The organism is Pseudomonas sp. EA_65y_Pfl2_P74 (assembly GCF_963970575.1).
Lineage (GTDB): Bacteria > Pseudomonadota > Gammaproteobacteria > Pseudomonadales > Pseudomonadaceae > Aquipseudomonas > Aquipseudomonas baetica_A.
The window spans coordinates 138,862-155,542 of the sequence record NZ_CAXAOQ010000008.1; the positions used below are offsets into that span (position 1 = coordinate 138,862).

Sequence of the window (16,681 nt, forward strand, 5' to 3'; positions counted from 1 at the left end):
CTGATGGGCATGGCCCAAGGAAAAGAAACCCATGGAAACCCTGACCACCCTGAAAGTCCTTCACGTCGCTGCAACCGTGGTGATACTCACCAGCGGCCTGGGGCTCGCCGCGCTGACCTGGCGTAATCGCAGTCAAGGGCCGGCCAGCACGATGCAGCGTCCGTGGTTGTTTGTCTGGTGTCTGATGCTGATCGGCATGTTGAGCATGCCCTTCACCGGCTGGTGGCTGGTGCATCTGATTGGCTGGCCATTGGGGCAGTTCTGGATTCTGGGCTCCAGCGTGATCTATGCCGTGGCCACATTCAGTGCCGTTTGGTTGCTTGTTCGGCTGAATCGACGGTGGACGAGCGGGGGCGGTAACTGGAAATTCAGTCTGGCGCTGGCGATTGTCAGTGGTGTCGGATTTCTCGCCATTGCGGCGTTGATGGGGGCCAAGCCTGTTTAAGGCTTGAGACCGGGTTGCCCCTTCGCGTGCAAGCCCGCTGCCACAGGGGAACGCATTCCAGTGTGGAGCGGGCTTGCTCGCGAAAGCGATTTCAGTCGCGCAGTGTGATGACCGGCCAGCCACGCTTTTCGGCTTCAGCGCGCAGGTTCGGATCCGGATCCACGGCCACCGGGTTCGCCACTTGCTCCAGTAGCGGCAAGTCATTCATCGAGTCGCTGTAGAAGTAGCTGTCTTGCAGCGAATGCCCGGTTTCTTCCAGCCAGCGATTCAGGCGCGTCACCTTGCCTTCACGGAAGCACGGGATATCGGTGCTGCGCCCGGTGTAACGGCCATCGACCATTTCGCACTCGGTGGCGATCAGGGTTTCGACGCCCAAACGAACGGCAATCGGCGCGGTCACGAAACGGTTGGTCGCGGTGATGATCACCAGTTTGTCGCCGGCATCGCGGTGTTTTTTCAACAGGTCGAGCGCCTTGGGCAACACGATGGGCTCGATGCAGTCACGCATGTAGTCGTTGTGCCATTGATCGAGCACGGCCATTTCGGTGCGGCCGAGAATCTCCAGGCAGAAATTCAGGTACGCGGCGTTATCCAGCTTGCCGGCCAGGTAATCCTGATAGAACTCGTCGTTGCGCGCTTTGTACGCGACCGGGTCGAGGAAGCCGCGTTCACACAGATAGTCGCCCCAAGCGTGGTCGCTGTCGCCGCCCAGAAGGGTGTTGTCCAAATCGAATAGAGCCAGGCGCATTGCAGTTACCCGCTGAAAAGTCAGTAAAAAGGCGACAAGAATACGGTCTTTTCACAAGAGTGCACATAAGGTAGGAACCTTCGTTGCCGCCTTATCAAGCTTTGTGGAACAATGCGGCGACATGCGTTTGCGAGGTTGTTGCCGTGATCGACCCCGATGGTTTCCGCCCCAATGTCGGGATCATTCTGACGAATGACGCCGGCCAGGTGCTATGGGCTCGCCGTATCAATCAAGATGCCTGGCAGTTTCCACAAGGGGGAATCAACCCTGAAGAGACGCCGGAAGACGCCTTGTACCGCGAGCTGAACGAAGAAGTTGGCCTGGAACGTGAAGATGTTGAAATACTCGCCTGCACACGGGGCTGGTTGCGCTATCGTTTGCCGCAACGTCTGGTGCGTACCCACAGCCAACCGCTGTGCATCGGCCAGAAACAGAAGTGGTTTCTCCTGCGCCTGATCTCCAACGAGCAGCGGGTGCGGATGGATTTGACCGGTAAACCGGAGTTCGATGGCTGGCGCTGGGTCAGCTATTGGTATCCGTTGGGCCAGGTGGTGACATTCAAGCGCGAGGTGTATCGCCGCGCCCTCAAAGAGCTTGCCCCGCGCCTTTTAGCGCGCGACTGACGACGGAGTTCGACCCCGAGCCATGCTCAATACGCTGCGCAAGATCGTCCAGGAAGTTAACTCCGCCAAGGATCTCAAGGCGGCGTTGGGGATTATTGTGTTGCGCGTCAAAGAGGCCATGGGCAGCCAGGTCTGCTCGGTCTACCTGCTTGATCCCGAGGCCAACCGCTTCGTCCTGATGGCCACCGAGGGCTTGAACAAGCGCTCGATCGGCAAAGTCAGCATGGCACCCAACGAAGGTCTGGTGGGTCTGGTCGGCACGCGTGAAGAACCCCTGAACCTCGAAAACGCCGCGGATCACCCGCGCTACCGCTACTTCGCCGAGACTGGTGAGGAGCGCTATGCCTCCTTCCTTGGCGCACCGATCATTCACCACCGCCGCGTCGTCGGCGTGTTGGTCATCCAGCAAAAAGAGCGCCGCCAGTTCGATGAAGGTGAAGAAGCCTTCCTCGTGACCATGAGCGCGCAGCTCGCCGGCGTTATCGCCCACGCCGAGGCCACCGGTTCGATCCGGGGTCTGGGCCGTCAGGGCAAAGGCATTCAGGAAGCCAAGTTCGTTGGCGTGCCGGGTTCGCCGGGTGCGGCGGTCGGTACGGCGGTGGTCATGTTGCCGCCGGCGGATCTGGACGTGGTGCCGGACAAGACCATCACCGATATCAACGCCGAACTGGCACTGTTCAAGACCGCCATCGAAGGCGTGCGCGCCGACATGCGTGCCTTGTCGGCGAAACTGGCGACACAACTGCGTCCCGAAGAGCGCGCGCTGTTCGACGTTTATCTGATGATGCTCGACGATGCCTCGCTCGGCAGCGAAATCACCACTGTGATCAAGACCGGCCAGTGGGCGCAGGGTGCGTTGCGTCAGGTGGTCACTGAACACGTCAACCGTTTCGAACTGATGGACGATGCCTACCTGCGTGAGCGAGCGTCGGACGTCAAAGACCTCGGCCGCCGCTTGCTGGCCTACTTGCAGGAAGAGCGGCAACAGAACCTCGTCTACCCGGAAAAAACCATTCTGGTCAGCGAAGAACTGACGCCGGCCATGCTCGGCGAGGTGCCGGAAGGCACGCTGGTTGGTCTGGTTTCGGTACTCGGTTCGGGGAACTCCCACGTTGCGATCCTGGCCCGGGCCATGGGTATTCCAACGGTGATGGGCCTGGTCGATCTGCCGTACGCCAAGGTCGACGGCATTGAAATGATCGTCGATGGCGTTCGTGGCGAGGTTTACACCAACCCCAGCGAAGTGCTGCGCAAGCAGTTCGCCGAAGTCGTCGAAGAAGAGAAACAACTGGCGCTGGGCCTCGATGCCCTGCGTGATCTGCCCTGCGTGACCCTCGATGGGCACCGCATGCCGCTGTGGGTCAACACCGGCCTGCTGGCGGATGTGGCGCGGGCGCAGAAGCGTGGCGCCGAAGGTGTCGGTCTGTATCGCACCGAAGTGCCGTTCATGATCAACCAGCGCTTCCCGAGCGAGAAGGAACAACTGGCGATCTACCGCGAACAGCTCGCCGCGTTCCATCCGCAACCGGTGACCATGCGCAGCCTGGACATCGGCGGTGACAAGTCGCTGTCGTACTTCCCGATCAAGGAAGACAACCCGTTCCTCGGCTGGCGCGGCATTCGCGTCACCCTCGACCACCCGGAAATCTTCCTGGTGCAGACCCGCGCCATGCTCAAGGCCAGCGAGGGCCTGAACAACCTGCGGATTTTGCTGCCGATGATTTCCGGCACCCACGAACTCGAAGAAGCCCTGCACCTGATTCACCGGGCGTGGGGCGAGGTGCGCGACGAAGGCACCGACGTGCCAATGCCGCCAATCGGGGTGATGATCGAGATTCCGGCAGCGGTCTACCAGACCAGGGAACTGGCGCGGATGGTCGACTTCCTCTCGGTCGGCTCCAACGACTTGACCCAATACCTGCTGGCGGTGGACCGTAACAACCCACGGGTGGCGGATCTCTACGACTACCTGCACCCGGCCGTGCTGCAAGCGTTGCAAACCGTGGTGCGCGACGCCCATGCCGAGGGCAAACCGGTGAGCATTTGCGGCGAGATGGCCGGTGATCCGGCGGCGGCGGTGCTGTTGATGGCGATGGGCTTCGACAGTCTGTCGATGAACGCCACCAACTTGCCGAAGGTGAAGTGGATGCTGCGTCAGGTCAATCTGGACAAGGCCAGGCAATTGCTGGGCGAATTGATGACCATCGATAACCCGCAAGTTATCCACAGTTCGCTGCAACTGGCGCTGAAGAACCTTGGGTTGTCGAAGATCAATCCGCCGGCGGTCAACAAAGCCCTTTAAAAGGCTGATCGCCCCCTCGCGAACAAGCCCGCTCCCACAGGGGATTTGTGTCGATCACAGATCCAATGTGGGTGCGGGCATGCTCGCGAAGGTTTCAGTCCAGATACCGCTAAACCACAATCTCGACTTCCCCCAGATGCCCGCCATACGGCCCGAAGCTGCGCTCCACCATCCTGCGCGTCCCATCCGCCTGCACCACCAGCGCCGTACTTGCCCGCGTCCCGTAACTCTGGCTGGCAATAAACACACTCGACAGCAGTGATTCCGTCGCCAGCCCCACGCCGGTGTCCGGCAACTCGGCAAACGGCGCCGTTTGCGCATCGCCAAGTAACGCCAGCAACCGTGCAGGCTGCGGATCCTCCAGCACTGCACTCAACGCCGCCTTGGCCTTGAGCAGCTTCGGCCACGGCGTGTCCAGTCCGGCATTGGATAATCCGTAGACCCCGGACTGCAGCATCACCGGCTCCGACATCCGTGCGTTGTAGTGCCATAGCTCATGGCTGTTGCCCAGCAGCAGGTTGAACCCGGCGTACTCTGGTGAGCGACCGACAACGCCGGCCAGATAGTCATCAATCGCCTCATCGCCCGCGAGAAACCCCGCCACCAGCTCCCCCCGCGATTTACGCGCCGGCGGCTGATGCGGGTCGCGGATATTGGTCAGCGCCGCAAAGCGCCCGTTGGCGCCGATCCCCAGCCAGGTGCCACCGGCTTCGAGATCGCGTCCGGCGTGCACATGCGGTGCCTCAGGCCATTGCCCCAGCGGCAGACTGGGGCGGGCGTAAAACTCGTCACGGTTGGCCGCAACGATCAGCGGCTGGGCATGGCCCGGGCGCCAGGCAAAAACGATCAGGCACATAAGGTGGTCCTTGTGTGTTTTTTGTCCACTCTACGCATCCGGCGTCCGTGCATCCATCGCCAGTTCCGCCTAAGGGTATGCATCCGTTACCATGCCGCTCCGGTTTGGGGAAAGCGTCTGGGAGACGGTCATGGAATTTCTGCTCTATCTGGCGCTGGGCGCCTGTGCAGGCGTGCTGGCCGGGCTGTTCGGGGTGGGCGGCGGGATCATTATTGTCCCGGTGCTGGTTTACAGTTTCACGTTGCAGGGCTTCGACCCATCGATTCTGACCCACCTGGCGGTCGGCACGTCGTTGGCGACGATCATCTTCACCTCGGTCAATGCCGTGCGTGAGCACCATCGACGTGGTGCGGTACGCTGGCCGGTTTTTGCGTGGATGACCGTGGGTATTCTGGTCGGCGCCGGTTTCGGTGCGCTGACGGCCGAAGCGATTTCCGGGCCGCATTTGCAAAAAATCATCGGCGTATTTGCCTTGGTGATTTCCGTGCAGTTGGCGCTGGACGTCAAACCCAAGGCCAGCCGAACGGTGCCGGGCAAACTCGGTCTGTCCGTGGCTGGCAGTGTGATTGGCTGGGCCTCGGCGATTTTTGGCGTCGGCGGCGGATCGCTGACCGTGCCGTTCCTGACCTGGCGCAGCGTGCCGATGCAGCAAGCGGTAGCGACCTCGTCGGCCTGCGGTCTGCCGATCGCCCTGGTCAGTGCATTAAGTTTCATGATTCTGGGCTGGCACGATCCGCTGCTGCCGGCCCATAGTCTCGGTTTTGTCTATTTGCCGGCGCTGTTGGGCATCGCCCTGACCAGCATGGTGTTCGCCCGTCTCGGCGCACGATTGGCACATAGATTATCGCCACGCTTGCTCAAACGGCTGTTCGCCGCTTTGCTGTTTTGCGTTGGCTTGAGTTTTCTGCTTTGAGCAGGTCGCAATCCTGGCTTAATCCTGAGGTGACAGCGTCGCCCGGGAATTCTGGTTTCAACTTCTAACGAGGAGTCGCAATGCTGCCTTACCCGCAGATCGACCCGGTGGCCCTGGCCATCGGTCCGCTGAAAATCCACTGGTACGGTCTGATGTACCTGATCGGCATCGGCGGCGCCTGGCTGCTGGCGTCCCGGCGGTTGAACCGCTTCGACCCGACCTGGAGCAAGGAGAAACTCTCCGACTTGATTTTCTGGTTATCGATGGGGGTCATTGTCGGCGGGCGGTTGGGTTACGTGCTGTTCTACGATCTGAGCGCCTACCTGGCCAACCCGTTGCTGATTTTCGAAGTGTGGAAGGGCGGCATGTCGTTCCACGGCGGCTTTATCGGCGTGATGCTGGCCGCGTTGTGGTTCGGCAAAAAGAACAACAAGTCGTTCTTCCAGTTGATGGACTTCGTCGCACCGATGGTGCCGATCGGCCTGGGCGCCGGGCGTATCGGCAACTTTATCAACGCCGAGTTGTGGGGCAAGCCGACCGACGTGCCGTGGGCGATGATCTTCCCGCCGTTCAGCGACCCGGCGCAGTTGCCGCGTCACCCGTCGCAGCTGTATCAGTTCGCCCTTGAAGGCGTCGCGCTGTTCCTGATCCTGTGGTTGTTCTCGCGTAAACCGCGGCCGACCATGGCGGTATCGGGGATGTTCACGCTGTTCTACGGCATCTTCCGTTTCATCGTCGAATTCGTCCGTGTACCGGACGCGCAACTGGGCTATCTGGCCTGGGGCTGGCTGACCATGGGTCAGGTGCTTTGCGTGCCGATGGTGCTTGCCGGTCTGTACCTGATCTGGCTGGCTTATCATCGCGCCCCGGCAGCGCCCGCGGCGGCCGTATAAATTCGAAGGCCGGGGGCGACGGCCCCCGGGTTCAAGGACACAGGTAACTCATGAAGCAATATCTCGAACTGGTCTCGCACGTCATCCAGAACGGCACCAAACAGGCCAACCGCACCGGCATCAACACCATCAGTTTCCCGGGGGCGATGCTGCGTTTCGATCTGCAGGAAGGTTTTCCGGCGATCACCACCCGCAAGATGGCCTTCAAATCGGCCATCGGCGAGATGTGCGGTTTTCTGCGTGGTGTGAACAACGCCGCTGAATTCCGCGCGCTGGGCTGCAAGGTCTGGGACCAGAACGCCAACGAAAACGCCCAGTGGTTGGCCAACCCATTCCGTCAGGGCGACGACGACCTCGGCGAAATCTATGGCGTGCAATGGCGCAAATGGCCGGCGTACAAGCAGATTCCGTTGAGCAACACCGCGGCCATCGAACAAACCTTGAGCAATGGCTACAAGCAGATCGCTCAAGGCGAAGAAGACGGCCAGGCCTACGTGGTGCTGTACAAAGCCATCGACCAGGTGCGCCAGTGCGTCGACACGATCATCAATGATCCGGGCAGCCGCCGCATCCTGTTCCACGGCTGGAACTGCGCCCAACTCGATGAAATGGCCCTGCCGCCGTGCCATCTGCTGTACCAGTTCCACCCGAATGTCGAGACCAGGGAAATTTCCCTGACCCTATACATCCGCTCCAACGACTTGGGCCTGGGCACGCCGTTCAACCTCACCGAAGGCGCCGCGCTGCTGAGCCTGATCGGTCGCCTGACCGGTTACACGCCGCGCTGGTTCACCTATTTCATCGGTGACGCGCACGTCTACGAAAACCATCTGGACATGCTCAACGAACAAATCAAGCGCGAACCGTTCGCCATGCCGAAACTGAAGATTTCGGATCGCGTGCCGGAGTTCGCCAAGACTGGCGTGTATCAGCCGGAATGGCTGGAACTGGTGGAACCGAGTGATTTCTCGCTGGAAGGCTACGAGCACCACGCGCCGATGACCGCGCCGATGGCGGTCTGAGGTTTCACGCAATACCCTGTGGGAGCGGGCTTGCTCGCGAAGAGGGTGTGTCAGTCAATTATGTGTTGGCTGACACACCGCTTTCGCGAGCAAGCCCGCTCCCACTTTGGTTATCGGGTGTTCTTAATGGCCGTGACTACGGCCCACATGCGAATGCTCCACCTCCGTCGCCACCACCCCGCCACTCACTTCCAGCCGCTGCAAAATCCCGCATTGATCGGCCCCCGGCCTTTCGCCACAGCGTTGGCGCAGGTCGAGCAGTTGTGTCTGCAACGCCAATAACCCGTCAATTCGTGCCTTCACATGCTGGATGTGTTCATCGATCAGCGTGTTGACGCTTTCACACTGATCCTGCGGGCTGTCACGCATGGCCAACAGGCTGCGGATTTCTTCGAGGGTCATGTCGAGGGTGCGGCAGTTGCGGATGAAGGTCAGGCGTTCGGCGTGGGCCTGGGTGTAGACGCGGTAGTTGCCGTCGCTGCGGGCGGGCTCTGGCAGCAGGTTTTCGCGCTCGTAGTAACGAATGGTTTCGACGGCGCAATCGGTCAGCTTGGCCAGTTCTCCGATCTTCATGACGGCAATCTCCAAAAGGGTGCTTGACCCTATAGTGGCTACAGGGTCTTTACTTGGCAACAGGCACCTTCATGGACGCGACCAATGAGCGATTCCCTGCACTCCCACAAACCCCACGCGGGGCACGACCACAGCCATAAATTGCAGCCTGTGCATAAACATGACCACGGCGGCGACGCTTGCTGCGCATCGAAAGCCGCCGCACCTGCACGGGTGCTACTGAGCGAAAAAACCAGCGCCGACGCCCGGCTGAGCAGCTTTCGCATCGAGGCGATGGACTGCCCGACCGAACAGACGCTGATCCAGAACAAACTCGGCAAACTGGCCGGCGTCGAGCAACTGGAATTCAACCTGATCAACCGCGTGCTCGGTGTGACCCACACGCTGCCAGGCACCGAGCCCATCACTGAGGCAATCAAATCCCTCGGCATGCACGCCGAACCGCTGGAGGCGGGCGTCGAGTCGCCAGCCCCGGCCCCCGTGAAAAAACACTGGTGGCCATTGGCGCTGTCCGGCGTCGGTGCGCTCGCCGCCGAAGTGATCCACTTCACCAACGCCGCGCCGACCTGGGTGGTGGCGATCATCGCGCTGGTGTCGATCCTCAGCGGTGGCCTCGGCACCTACAAAAAGGGCTGGATTGCCCTGAAGAACCGCAACCTCAACATCAATGCGCTGATGAGCATCGCCGTGACCGGTGCCGTGTTGATCGGCCAATGGCCGGAAGCGGCGATGGTGATGTTCCTGTTCACCGTGGCCGAGTTGATCGAAGCACGTTCGCTGGATCGTGCGCGCAACGCGATCAGCGGTCTGATGCAAATGACCCCGGAGCAGGCGACCGTATTGCAGGCTGACGGTCGCTGGCTCGAACAGGAAGTGAAAAGCGTCGAACTCGGCGCCCGCGTGCGGGTAAAACCCGGCGAGCGTATTGCGCTGGACGGTGAAGTCGTCAGCGGCCGTTCGACCATCGATCAGGCGCCGATCACCGGGGAAAGCCTGCCGGTGGAGAAAACCGTGGGCGATAAAGTGTTCGCCGGCACCATCAATCAGGCCGGTTCGCTGGAATACGCGGTGACCGCAGCGGCGAACAACTCGACCCTGGCGCGGATCATTCACGCCGTCGAGCAAGCCCAGGGCGCACGCGCACCGACCCAGCGCTTCGTCGATCAATTCTCGACAATCTACACCCCAGCGGTGTTCGTCCTGGCCCTGGCCGTGGCGATCATTCCGCCGCTGTTCATGGGCGCGGTGTGGTTCGACTGGATCTACCGCGCGCTGGTGTTGCTGGTGGTCGCGTGCCCATGTGCCTTGGTGATTTCCACCCCGGTGACCATCGTCAGCGGCCTCGCGGCGGCGGCGCGCAAAGGCATTCTGGTCAAGGGCGGCGTGTACCTGGAGGGCGGTTTCAAGCTCGATTATCTGGCGCTGGATAAAACCGGAACCATCACCCACGGCAAACCGGTGCAGACCGATTACCTGTCCCTCGATCCGACGGCCGACGCCACCGCCCCGGCGATTGCTGCCGCGTTGGCCGGCCGTTCCGATCACCCGGTGTCGCTGGCCATCGCCAACGCCGCTGTGGATAAAAACCTCGCAGCGCAGATTGTGGATAACTTCGAAGCGCTGGCCGGTCGTGGCGTCAAAGGCGAGATCAACGGCCAGGTCTACTACTTGGGCAACCATCGCCTGGTTGAAGAGCTGAACCTGTGCTCCCCGGCGCTGGAAGAAAAACTCTTCGCGCTGGAGAAACAGGGCAAATCCGTGGTGCTGTTGCTCGACAAGTCCGGACCGCTGGCGCTGTTTGCGGTGGCCGACACCGTCAAGGAGACCAGTCGCGAAGCGATCCGCCAGTTGCATGCGCTGGGCGTGAAAACCCTGATGCTCACGGGCGATAACGTCCACACCGCGCAGGCGATTGCCGCGCAGGTCGGCATCGATCAGGCTCAGGGCGATTTGTTGCCGACCGACAAGCTGCAAGCCATCGAAGCGCTTTACGCACAGGGCCACCGGGTCGGCATGGTCGGCGACGGTATCAACGATGCCCCGGCATTGGCCCGCGCCGAGATCGGTTTTGCCATGGCCGCAGCGGGCACCGACACGGCTATCGAAACTGCCGATGTCGCCCTGATGGACGACGATCTGCGCAAGATTCCGGCATTCATCAGCCTGTCTCGCGATACCGCCAGCATCCTGAAACAGAACATTGCATTGGCGTTGGTGATCAAGGCTATCTTTCTTGGGGTAACCTTCGCCGGGCTCGCCACCATGTGGATGGCGGTGTTTGCCGACATGGGCGTGAGCCTGCTGGTGGTGTTCAACGGTTTGCGCCTGTTGCGCAAATAGACGATGAGGGGTGGTTGTGCTGAGTGCCGAGCTGAAGGCGTTTTACATGGTGGCCCGTCTGGGCAGCATCACTTTGGCGGCGAAAAAACTCGGCCTCAGCCAACCGACCGTGACCACGCAGATTCGTAACCTCGAAAGCCACTATTCGGTAGAGCTGTTCTACCGTGGCGGTCGCCGATTGAGTGTCAGCGACGAAGGCGCGCGGCTGCTGCCGATGGTCAAGGCGTTGTTGCAGCAGGAAGCCGATATCGAGTTTTTCCTGCGCAACAGCGGCCAGGTGCAAGGCACGTTGAGAATCGCCGCGACCGCGCCGTATTACATCCTCGATCTGGTGAAGACTTTTCGCGAACGCCTGCCGCAGGTGGACGTGTCGGTGGAAATCGGCAACTCGCAGCAGGTGCTCGAAGCGCTGGAGGATTACCGGGTCGATGTCGCCGCGTCGTCGCAGTTGCTGGATGATGCGCGGCTGATTCGTCGGGTGCTCGGCACGGATCCGCTGGTATTGGCGGTGCATCGCAATCACCCGCTGGCGGTGCATGAGCATGTGTCGCTGAGTGCGTTGGTCGGGCATACGTTGCTGATGCGCGAGTCGGGTTCGACCACGCGGCGGTTGACCGAAGAGTTGCTGGCCAGCGCCGGGGTGAGTTTCGGGCCGCTGCTGGAGATCGGCAGCCGTGAATCGATTCGCGAGGCGGTGTTGCGCAACATTGGCATCAGCATCATTGCCCGCCAGGAAGTGCCGCATGATCCGCAGCTAAAGGTGCTGACCCTTGAGCATGCGCCGCAGATTCCCGAGTACCTGTACTGCCTCAAGGAGCGCAAGAATGCGCGGTTGCCGGCGGCGTTTTTGGGGTTGGCGCAGGAAATGTCCCCGGCCTGAGATCTTTCAGTGCCTGTGCCGGCCTCTTCGCGAGCAAGCCCGCTCCCACATTGGCATGCGTTCCCCCCTGTGCGAGCGGGCTGCTCGCGAAGGGGTCAGTCGCCGCAGCAAAATCCGACAGGTAAATCCCCAATCTCTGTAGGGCACTAAACCCTTTCCAGCGCAGGTGTTTAAAGACACTCGGTGTTACGCCCGGCAGCCTACAAATCCTTGCGCCGCTGCCTACGCATGCACCAGAATCCGCCGGCTTGTGCGCCTTGGGCTGGCTGCGTAACTTGGTTCGCATCACTGATTTCCAGTGATCGGGTTTAGTAGCCCGGATCAGTTGACTTACGGCTGCACAAGAATCATCCAGTCGGGCGCTTGCTTGCACTTGATGGTGGCTGTGCGCATGGCATCTTCGGGTGCGCCGGGTCTTGAGTCTTCTGCCGGTCTACTAACTTGCGCACAGCTGCCACCCCTTTCGTTTAGTAGCGAGATGGCTGCGGCTCTACTGGAGAAAGACTCAATGTTCAAACCAACGCCAAACCCGCCGATCTCCGATCCGGCATCCCCCTACGAATCGCCCGATTCAAAGAAATTCCACGAAGCCGCCGAGCGCGCCCTCGACCACTATCTCTGCCCACCGGTCGCCGCCATCATGGCCGCGTCCTACACCCCCAACACGCTCTACATGGCACACCCTGAGGCTGACACCGAATCCCTGCTGGCCGACGCCAGTGAAACCCTCGGCTCCGCCACCGTCATGCTCCACAACCACGCGGCACTGGTGGAAGGCTCGCACCGCAAAACCCTGCAAGGCATCGCTCAGGTGGTGATGCTGGCCGAGTTGGCGGTCAATCGTGTGCTGGACAGGTTAGTGCCGACCGAATGATCAACGCGCTCAGCGGCGCATGCCCATGTGCCGCTGAGTGGAGGCTAGAGGTGTCGATCGCCGGAATCTTTTGGTGAATGTCTGGGCCTCTTCGCGAGCAAGCCCGCTCCCACATTGGCATGCGTTCCCCCTGTGGGAGCGGGCTGCTCGCGAAGGGGGCAGACCAGGCAATGCAGAACCTCAGCCCAAACCAAAATCCCCGAATACCACTATCAGCCGTTTTTGCCTCACTGCCACATGACGGACGCATTACAACGCTAGGATTTGCCTCATCTGCTTGATGAGGTCTGTCCCATGAATCCTGCCATCGCAACCACCCTGACTCACCCAGGCGCACCGATGAACGTGCGTGGCGTGCAGAAGCGCTTTGGCGCGTTCACCGCACTGGATAACGTCTCCCTCGACGTCGCGGCCGGTGAACTGGTGTGCCTGCTCGGCCCGTCCGGGTGCGGCAAGACCACGTTGCTGCGTTGCATCGCCGGTCTGGAAAAGCAGGACAGCGGCGAGTTGTACCTCGGTGACCGCGATGTCTCGAATCTCGCCCCGCAGGCCCGGGACTACGGGATTCTGTTTCAGTCCTACGCACTGTTCCCCAATCTGACGGTGGAGGCGAACATTGCCTACGGCCTCGCCGGCAGCGGTCGCGATGAAGTGCGCCGCCGCGTCGGTGAGATGCTGGAACTGGTCGGCCTCACCGGCAGTGAGAAAAAGTACCCCGGCCAATTGTCCGGCGGCCAACAGCAACGGGTGGCACTGGCCCGCGCTCTGGCCCCGGCACCGTCGCTGCTGCTGCTCGACGAACCGATGTCGGCCCTTGACGCCCGGGTGCGTGAGCATTTGTGTACCGAACTGCGCCAACTGCAACGCAACCTCGGCATCACCACCCTGATGGTCACGCACAATCAGGACGAAGCCATGCTGATGGCCGACCGCATCGCCGTGATGAATAACGGTCGGGTCGAGCAGTACGCCACCCCGCAGGACATCTACAACCGCCCGGCCACACCGTTTGTGGCCGAGTTTGTCGGGCAGGGTAACTGGCTGCCGTTCCAGCGCAGCAGCGCCAGCCACGCCCGGGTGGGCGGGATGGATGTGCGTCTGGCGGATGGCAGCGTGAGCGGCGCCTCGGGCCGATTGTTCTGCCGCCCGGAAGCGATCAACGTCAATCCGCTGGTGCACGAAGAAAACCTGTTCCCGGCCAAAGTCCGCGAGATCACCTTCCTCGGCAACCGCTGCCGCATGAGCTTCGAACTCGATCAACTGCCCGGCCACGCGCTGCTCGCCGAACTGGCGCCGGAGGCCATGCCGCGCCTCGGCGCCCAGCAGATCATGGTTGCGTTGCCGCCGCGCAGCCTGCAGGTGTTTGCCTGATGAGCAGCCACCTCGCGCTGCCGCTCCCGCATAAGCAGGTGCGTCAGACGTCCCGTGCCGAGATCGGCGACCGCATCTTCGTCGTCGGCGGCAAACTCCTGCTGCTGGTACTGCTTGGCGTTGCGGTGCTGTTGCCGTTGCTGGCGATCTTCTGGCGCGGCTTCAGTAGCGAAGCCGGGCAGGGCGGTGGCTGGCTCGCCGCGAAAGAACTGGCGACCAGCGAGAACTTTCACTGGCTGCTCGGCAACAGCCTGAAAGTTTCCCTCAGCGTCGCGGCCATCGTCGTACCGCTGGCCTACCTGTTTGCCTACGCCCTGCAACGCACGTTGATTCCGGCCAAAGGCATCTGGCGCGGGATATCCCTGCTGCCGCTGATGGCGCCGTCGATGCTGCCGGGGATTGCGCTGGTCTATCTGTTCGGCAATCAAGGCCTGTTGCGCGGGCTGCTCTCGGACAACATCTACGGGTTCTGGGGGATTGTGCTGGGTGAGGTGATCTACACCTTTCCCCATGCGCTGATGATTCTGCTGTCGGCGCTGTCCCTGGCCGATGCGCGGCTGTTCGATGCGGCGTCGAGCATGGGCGCCAGTCCGGCCAAGGCGTTTCGCAGCATCACCTGGCCGGCGACCCGACAGGCTGTGTTCGCCGCGTTCTGTCTGGTGTTCACCCTGACCATCACCGATTTCGGTGTGCCGGTGGTGGTCGGTGGCGACTATCAAGTGTTGGCGCTGGAGGCTTATAAAGCCGTGGTCGGCCAGCAGCAATTCGGCCGTGGTGCGTTGATCGGCATGGTGCTGTTGCTGCCGGCGCTGCTGAGCTTTGGCGTCGATGCGTGGTTGCGTCGACGTCACGGCGACTCCATGAGTGGCCGCGCCCAGGTGTTCAAACCGGCGCCGTCGAAAGTGCGTGATGGCTGCTATCTGGTCATCGTCCTGCTGATCTGCGCGGCGTTGCTGCTGGTGTTCGGCATGGCGGTGTTCTCCTCGCTGGTGAAGTTCTGGCCGTACAACCTGTCGCTGTCGCTCAACCACTATCAGTTCAACGAAACCGCCGGCGGTGGCTGGCTGGCCTACAGCAACAGTTTGAAGATGGCGCTGGGTACGGCGCTGATCGGCAGCGTGCTGATCTTCACCGGCGCGTATCTGATGGAAAAAACACGCACGCAACGCGGCCTCAATCTGGCGTTGCGCATGCTCAGTTTCGTGCCGATGGCGGTGCCGGGGTTGGTGCTTGGTCTGGGTTACGTGTTCTTTTTCAACCTGACCGGCAACCCGCTGCATGTGCTCTACGGGACGATGACCCTGCTGATCGTCTGCACCATTGCGCACTATCTGACCACCGCACAAATGACCGCAACCACCGCGCTGCGCCAGCTCGATGCCGAGTTCGAAGCCGCCGCGCTGTCGCTCAAGGCGCCGCTGTATCGGCATTACCTGCGCGTGACCGTGCCGATCTGCCTGCCGGCGTTGCTGGACATCGTGCGCTACCTGTTCGTCTCGGCGATGACCACGGTGTCGGCGGCGATCTTCCTCTACAGCCCGGACACCATTCTTGCGGCGGTGGCGGTGCTGAACATGGATGACGCCGGCAACGTCGGCGGCGCGGCAGCGATGTCGACCCTGATTCTGTTCACCTCGGCGGGCGTGTCCTTGCTGCTGGCGTGGGCTTCGCGCGGTTTGCTGCGCCGTTCCCAGGCCTGGCGGCAAACCGCGCCCGGTCACTGATGTTTCCCGTAACCCTCAACTCAAAAAGACAGGAAAACGATCATGTTCAAGCCTATGGCCCTGGCCGCTGCTGTGCTCGCCACTTTCAGCCTGAATGCCTTCGCGGCGAAAACCGAGTTGACGGTGTACACCGCCCTCGAAGCCGAGCAACTGAAGTCCTACAAGGACGCCTTCGAAAAGGCCAACCCGGACGTCGAGATCAAATGGGTGCGCGATTCCACCGGGATCATCACCGCCAAACTGCTGGCCGAAAAGGCCCGTCCGCAGGCTGACGCCGTGTGGGGCCTGGCCGCCTCGAGCCTAGCGATCCTCGACCAGCAAGGCATGCTGCAAAGTTACGCACCGAAGGATCTGGGCAAGATCGGCGCGAACTACCGCGACGCCGCCAACCCGCCGGCCTGGGTCGGCATGGACGTGTGGGCCGCGACCATTTGCTTCAACACCGTCGAAGCCGAGAAGCAGGGCTTGAGCAAACCGGTGAGCTGGCAGGACCTGACCAAGCCTGAGTACAAGGGCAAGATTGTCATGCCCAACCCGGCGTCGTCCGGCACCGGTTTCCTCGACGTCAGCGCCTGGCTGCAAACCTTCGGCGAGAAGCAGGGCTGGGCGTACATGGACGGCCTGCACCAGAACATCGGCCAGTACGTTCACTCCGGCTCCAAGCCTTGCAAACTGGCGGCGGCGGGCGAGTTCCCGATTGGTATTTCCTTCGAATACCCGGCCGTTCAGTTGAAGCGCCAGGGCGCGCCGCTGGACATCATCCTGCCGAAGGAAGGCCTGGGCTGGGAGATCGAGGCGACTGCCGTGATCAAAGGCACGCCGCATGAAGAAGCCGCGAAGAAACTCGCGGACTTCTCCGCCAGCGCCGAGGCGATGGACCTGTACAAGGAGAACTTCGCTGTTCTTGCCCAGCCGGGGATCGCCAAGCCGCAGACCGAACTGCCGGCCGACTACGAGCAGCGCCTGATCAAAAACGACTTTGCCTGGGCCTCGAAGAACCGCGACGAGATCCTGGCCGAGTGGCGCAAGCGCTATGACGGCAAGTCCGAGAAAGTCGTCGCCAAGTAAGCTCTTTATCGACTGACAGGGCCGCTTCGCGAGCAAGCCCGCTCCCACA

At 61.6% G+C, this 16,681-nt stretch carries 15 protein-coding genes; 12 read left to right on the forward strand and 3 right to left on the reverse strand.

Going from position 1 to position 16,681, the window contains the following annotated elements; all coding sequences use genetic code 11:
* Positions 1–31 precede the first annotated feature (31 nt).
* Complete coding sequence (locus AACY18_RS08405) at positions 32–445, forward strand: DUF2269 family protein (protein ID WP_339430390.1); 414 nt, start codon at positions 32–34, stop codon at positions 443–445.
* A gap of 91 nt (positions 446–536) precedes the next feature.
* Here AACY18_RS08405 and AACY18_RS08410 read toward each other — a convergent pair whose 3' ends face one another.
* On the reverse strand, positions 537–1,193 hold the full coding sequence (locus AACY18_RS08410) for an HAD family hydrolase (protein WP_339430389.1): 657 nt from the start codon (positions 1,191–1,193) through the stop codon (positions 537–539).
* A gap of 143 nt (positions 1,194–1,336) precedes the next feature.
* Here AACY18_RS08410 and AACY18_RS08415 point away from each other — a divergent pair, with 143 nt between their 5' ends.
* Together AACY18_RS08415 and ptsP are read left to right on the forward strand one after the other, a co-directional pair.
* Complete coding sequence (locus AACY18_RS08415; protein WP_003229203.1) at positions 1,337–1,816, forward strand: RNA pyrophosphohydrolase; 480 nt, start codon at positions 1,337–1,339, stop codon at positions 1,814–1,816.
* Positions 1,817–1,838: 22 nt separating this feature from the next.
* A complete protein-coding gene (gene ptsP, locus AACY18_RS08420) occupies positions 1,839–4,118 on the forward strand; it encodes a phosphoenolpyruvate--protein phosphotransferase (protein ID WP_339430388.1) in 2,280 nt (759 codons plus the stop codon).
* Between the two features lie 109 nt (positions 4,119–4,227).
* Here the strand turns inward: ptsP and AACY18_RS08425 are convergent, their stop codons facing one another.
* Positions 4,228–4,974, reverse strand: a complete 747-nt coding sequence (locus AACY18_RS08425; RefSeq protein WP_339464675.1) for an NRDE family protein — start codon at positions 4,972–4,974, stop codon at positions 4,228–4,230.
* Between the two features lie 130 nt (positions 4,975–5,104).
* Here AACY18_RS08425 and AACY18_RS08430 point away from each other — a divergent pair, with 130 nt between their 5' ends.
* The 3 genes from AACY18_RS08430 (at position 5,105) to AACY18_RS08440 (ending at position 7,802) form a co-directional block, all read left to right on the forward strand.
* Positions 5,105–5,887: a sulfite exporter TauE/SafE family protein gene (locus tag AACY18_RS08430; protein WP_339430386.1), complete on the forward strand. Its 783-nt coding sequence runs from the start codon at positions 5,105–5,107 to the stop codon at positions 5,885–5,887.
* A gap of 80 nt (positions 5,888–5,967) precedes the next feature.
* Complete coding sequence (lgt, locus tag AACY18_RS08435) at positions 5,968–6,780, forward strand: prolipoprotein diacylglyceryl transferase (protein WP_339430385.1); 813 nt, start codon at positions 5,968–5,970, stop codon at positions 6,778–6,780.
* A gap of 50 nt (positions 6,781–6,830) precedes the next feature.
* Positions 6,831–7,802, forward strand: a complete 972-nt coding sequence (locus tag AACY18_RS08440; protein ID WP_339464676.1) for a thymidylate synthase — start codon at positions 6,831–6,833, stop codon at positions 7,800–7,802.
* A 123-nt stretch (positions 7,803–7,925) separates the two neighbouring features.
* Here AACY18_RS08440 and cadR read toward each other — a convergent pair whose 3' ends face one another.
* Positions 7,926–8,375 carry a Cd(II)/Pb(II)-responsive transcriptional regulator gene (cadR, locus tag AACY18_RS08445; RefSeq protein ID WP_339430384.1) on the reverse strand — a complete coding sequence of 150 codons (450 nt, stop codon included), beginning with the start codon at positions 8,373–8,375 and terminating at the stop codon, positions 7,926–7,928.
* Between the two features lie 84 nt (positions 8,376–8,459).
* On the opposite strand from cadR, the gene AACY18_RS08450 reads away from it, so the two are divergent.
* The 6 genes from AACY18_RS08450 (at position 8,460) to AACY18_RS08475 (ending at position 16,632) form a co-directional block, all read left to right on the forward strand.
* Complete coding sequence (locus AACY18_RS08450) at positions 8,460–10,715, forward strand: heavy metal translocating P-type ATPase (RefSeq protein WP_339464677.1); 2,256 nt, start codon at positions 8,460–8,462, stop codon at positions 10,713–10,715.
* A gap of 16 nt (positions 10,716–10,731) precedes the next feature.
* On the forward strand, positions 10,732–11,595 hold the full coding sequence (locus tag AACY18_RS08455) for a LysR family transcriptional regulator (protein ID WP_339430500.1): 864 nt from the start codon (positions 10,732–10,734) through the stop codon (positions 11,593–11,595).
* A 508-nt stretch (positions 11,596–12,103) separates the two neighbouring features.
* Positions 12,104–12,469: a DUF6124 family protein gene (locus AACY18_RS08460; protein ID WP_339464678.1), complete on the forward strand. Its 366-nt coding sequence runs from the start codon at positions 12,104–12,106 to the stop codon at positions 12,467–12,469.
* 294 nt (positions 12,470–12,763) lie between these two features.
* Positions 12,764–13,840, forward strand: coding sequence for a putative 2-aminoethylphosphonate ABC transporter ATP-binding protein (locus tag AACY18_RS08465; protein ID WP_339430381.1), 1,077 nt, complete (start codon positions 12,764–12,766; stop codon positions 13,838–13,840).
* The gene (locus AACY18_RS08470; protein WP_339430380.1) at positions 13,840–15,564 is read left to right on the forward strand and encodes a putative 2-aminoethylphosphonate ABC transporter permease subunit; all 1,725 of its coding nucleotides are present in this window, start codon (positions 13,840–13,842) and stop codon (positions 15,562–15,564) included. The genes AACY18_RS08465 and AACY18_RS08470 overlap by 1 nt, the downstream gene beginning before the upstream one ends.
* 42 nt (positions 15,565–15,606) lie before the next feature.
* Positions 15,607–16,632: a putative 2-aminoethylphosphonate ABC transporter substrate-binding protein gene (locus tag AACY18_RS08475; RefSeq protein ID WP_130900350.1), complete on the forward strand. Its 1,026-nt coding sequence runs from the start codon at positions 15,607–15,609 to the stop codon at positions 16,630–16,632.
* The last annotated feature ends 49 nt before the right edge of the window (positions 16,633–16,681 follow it).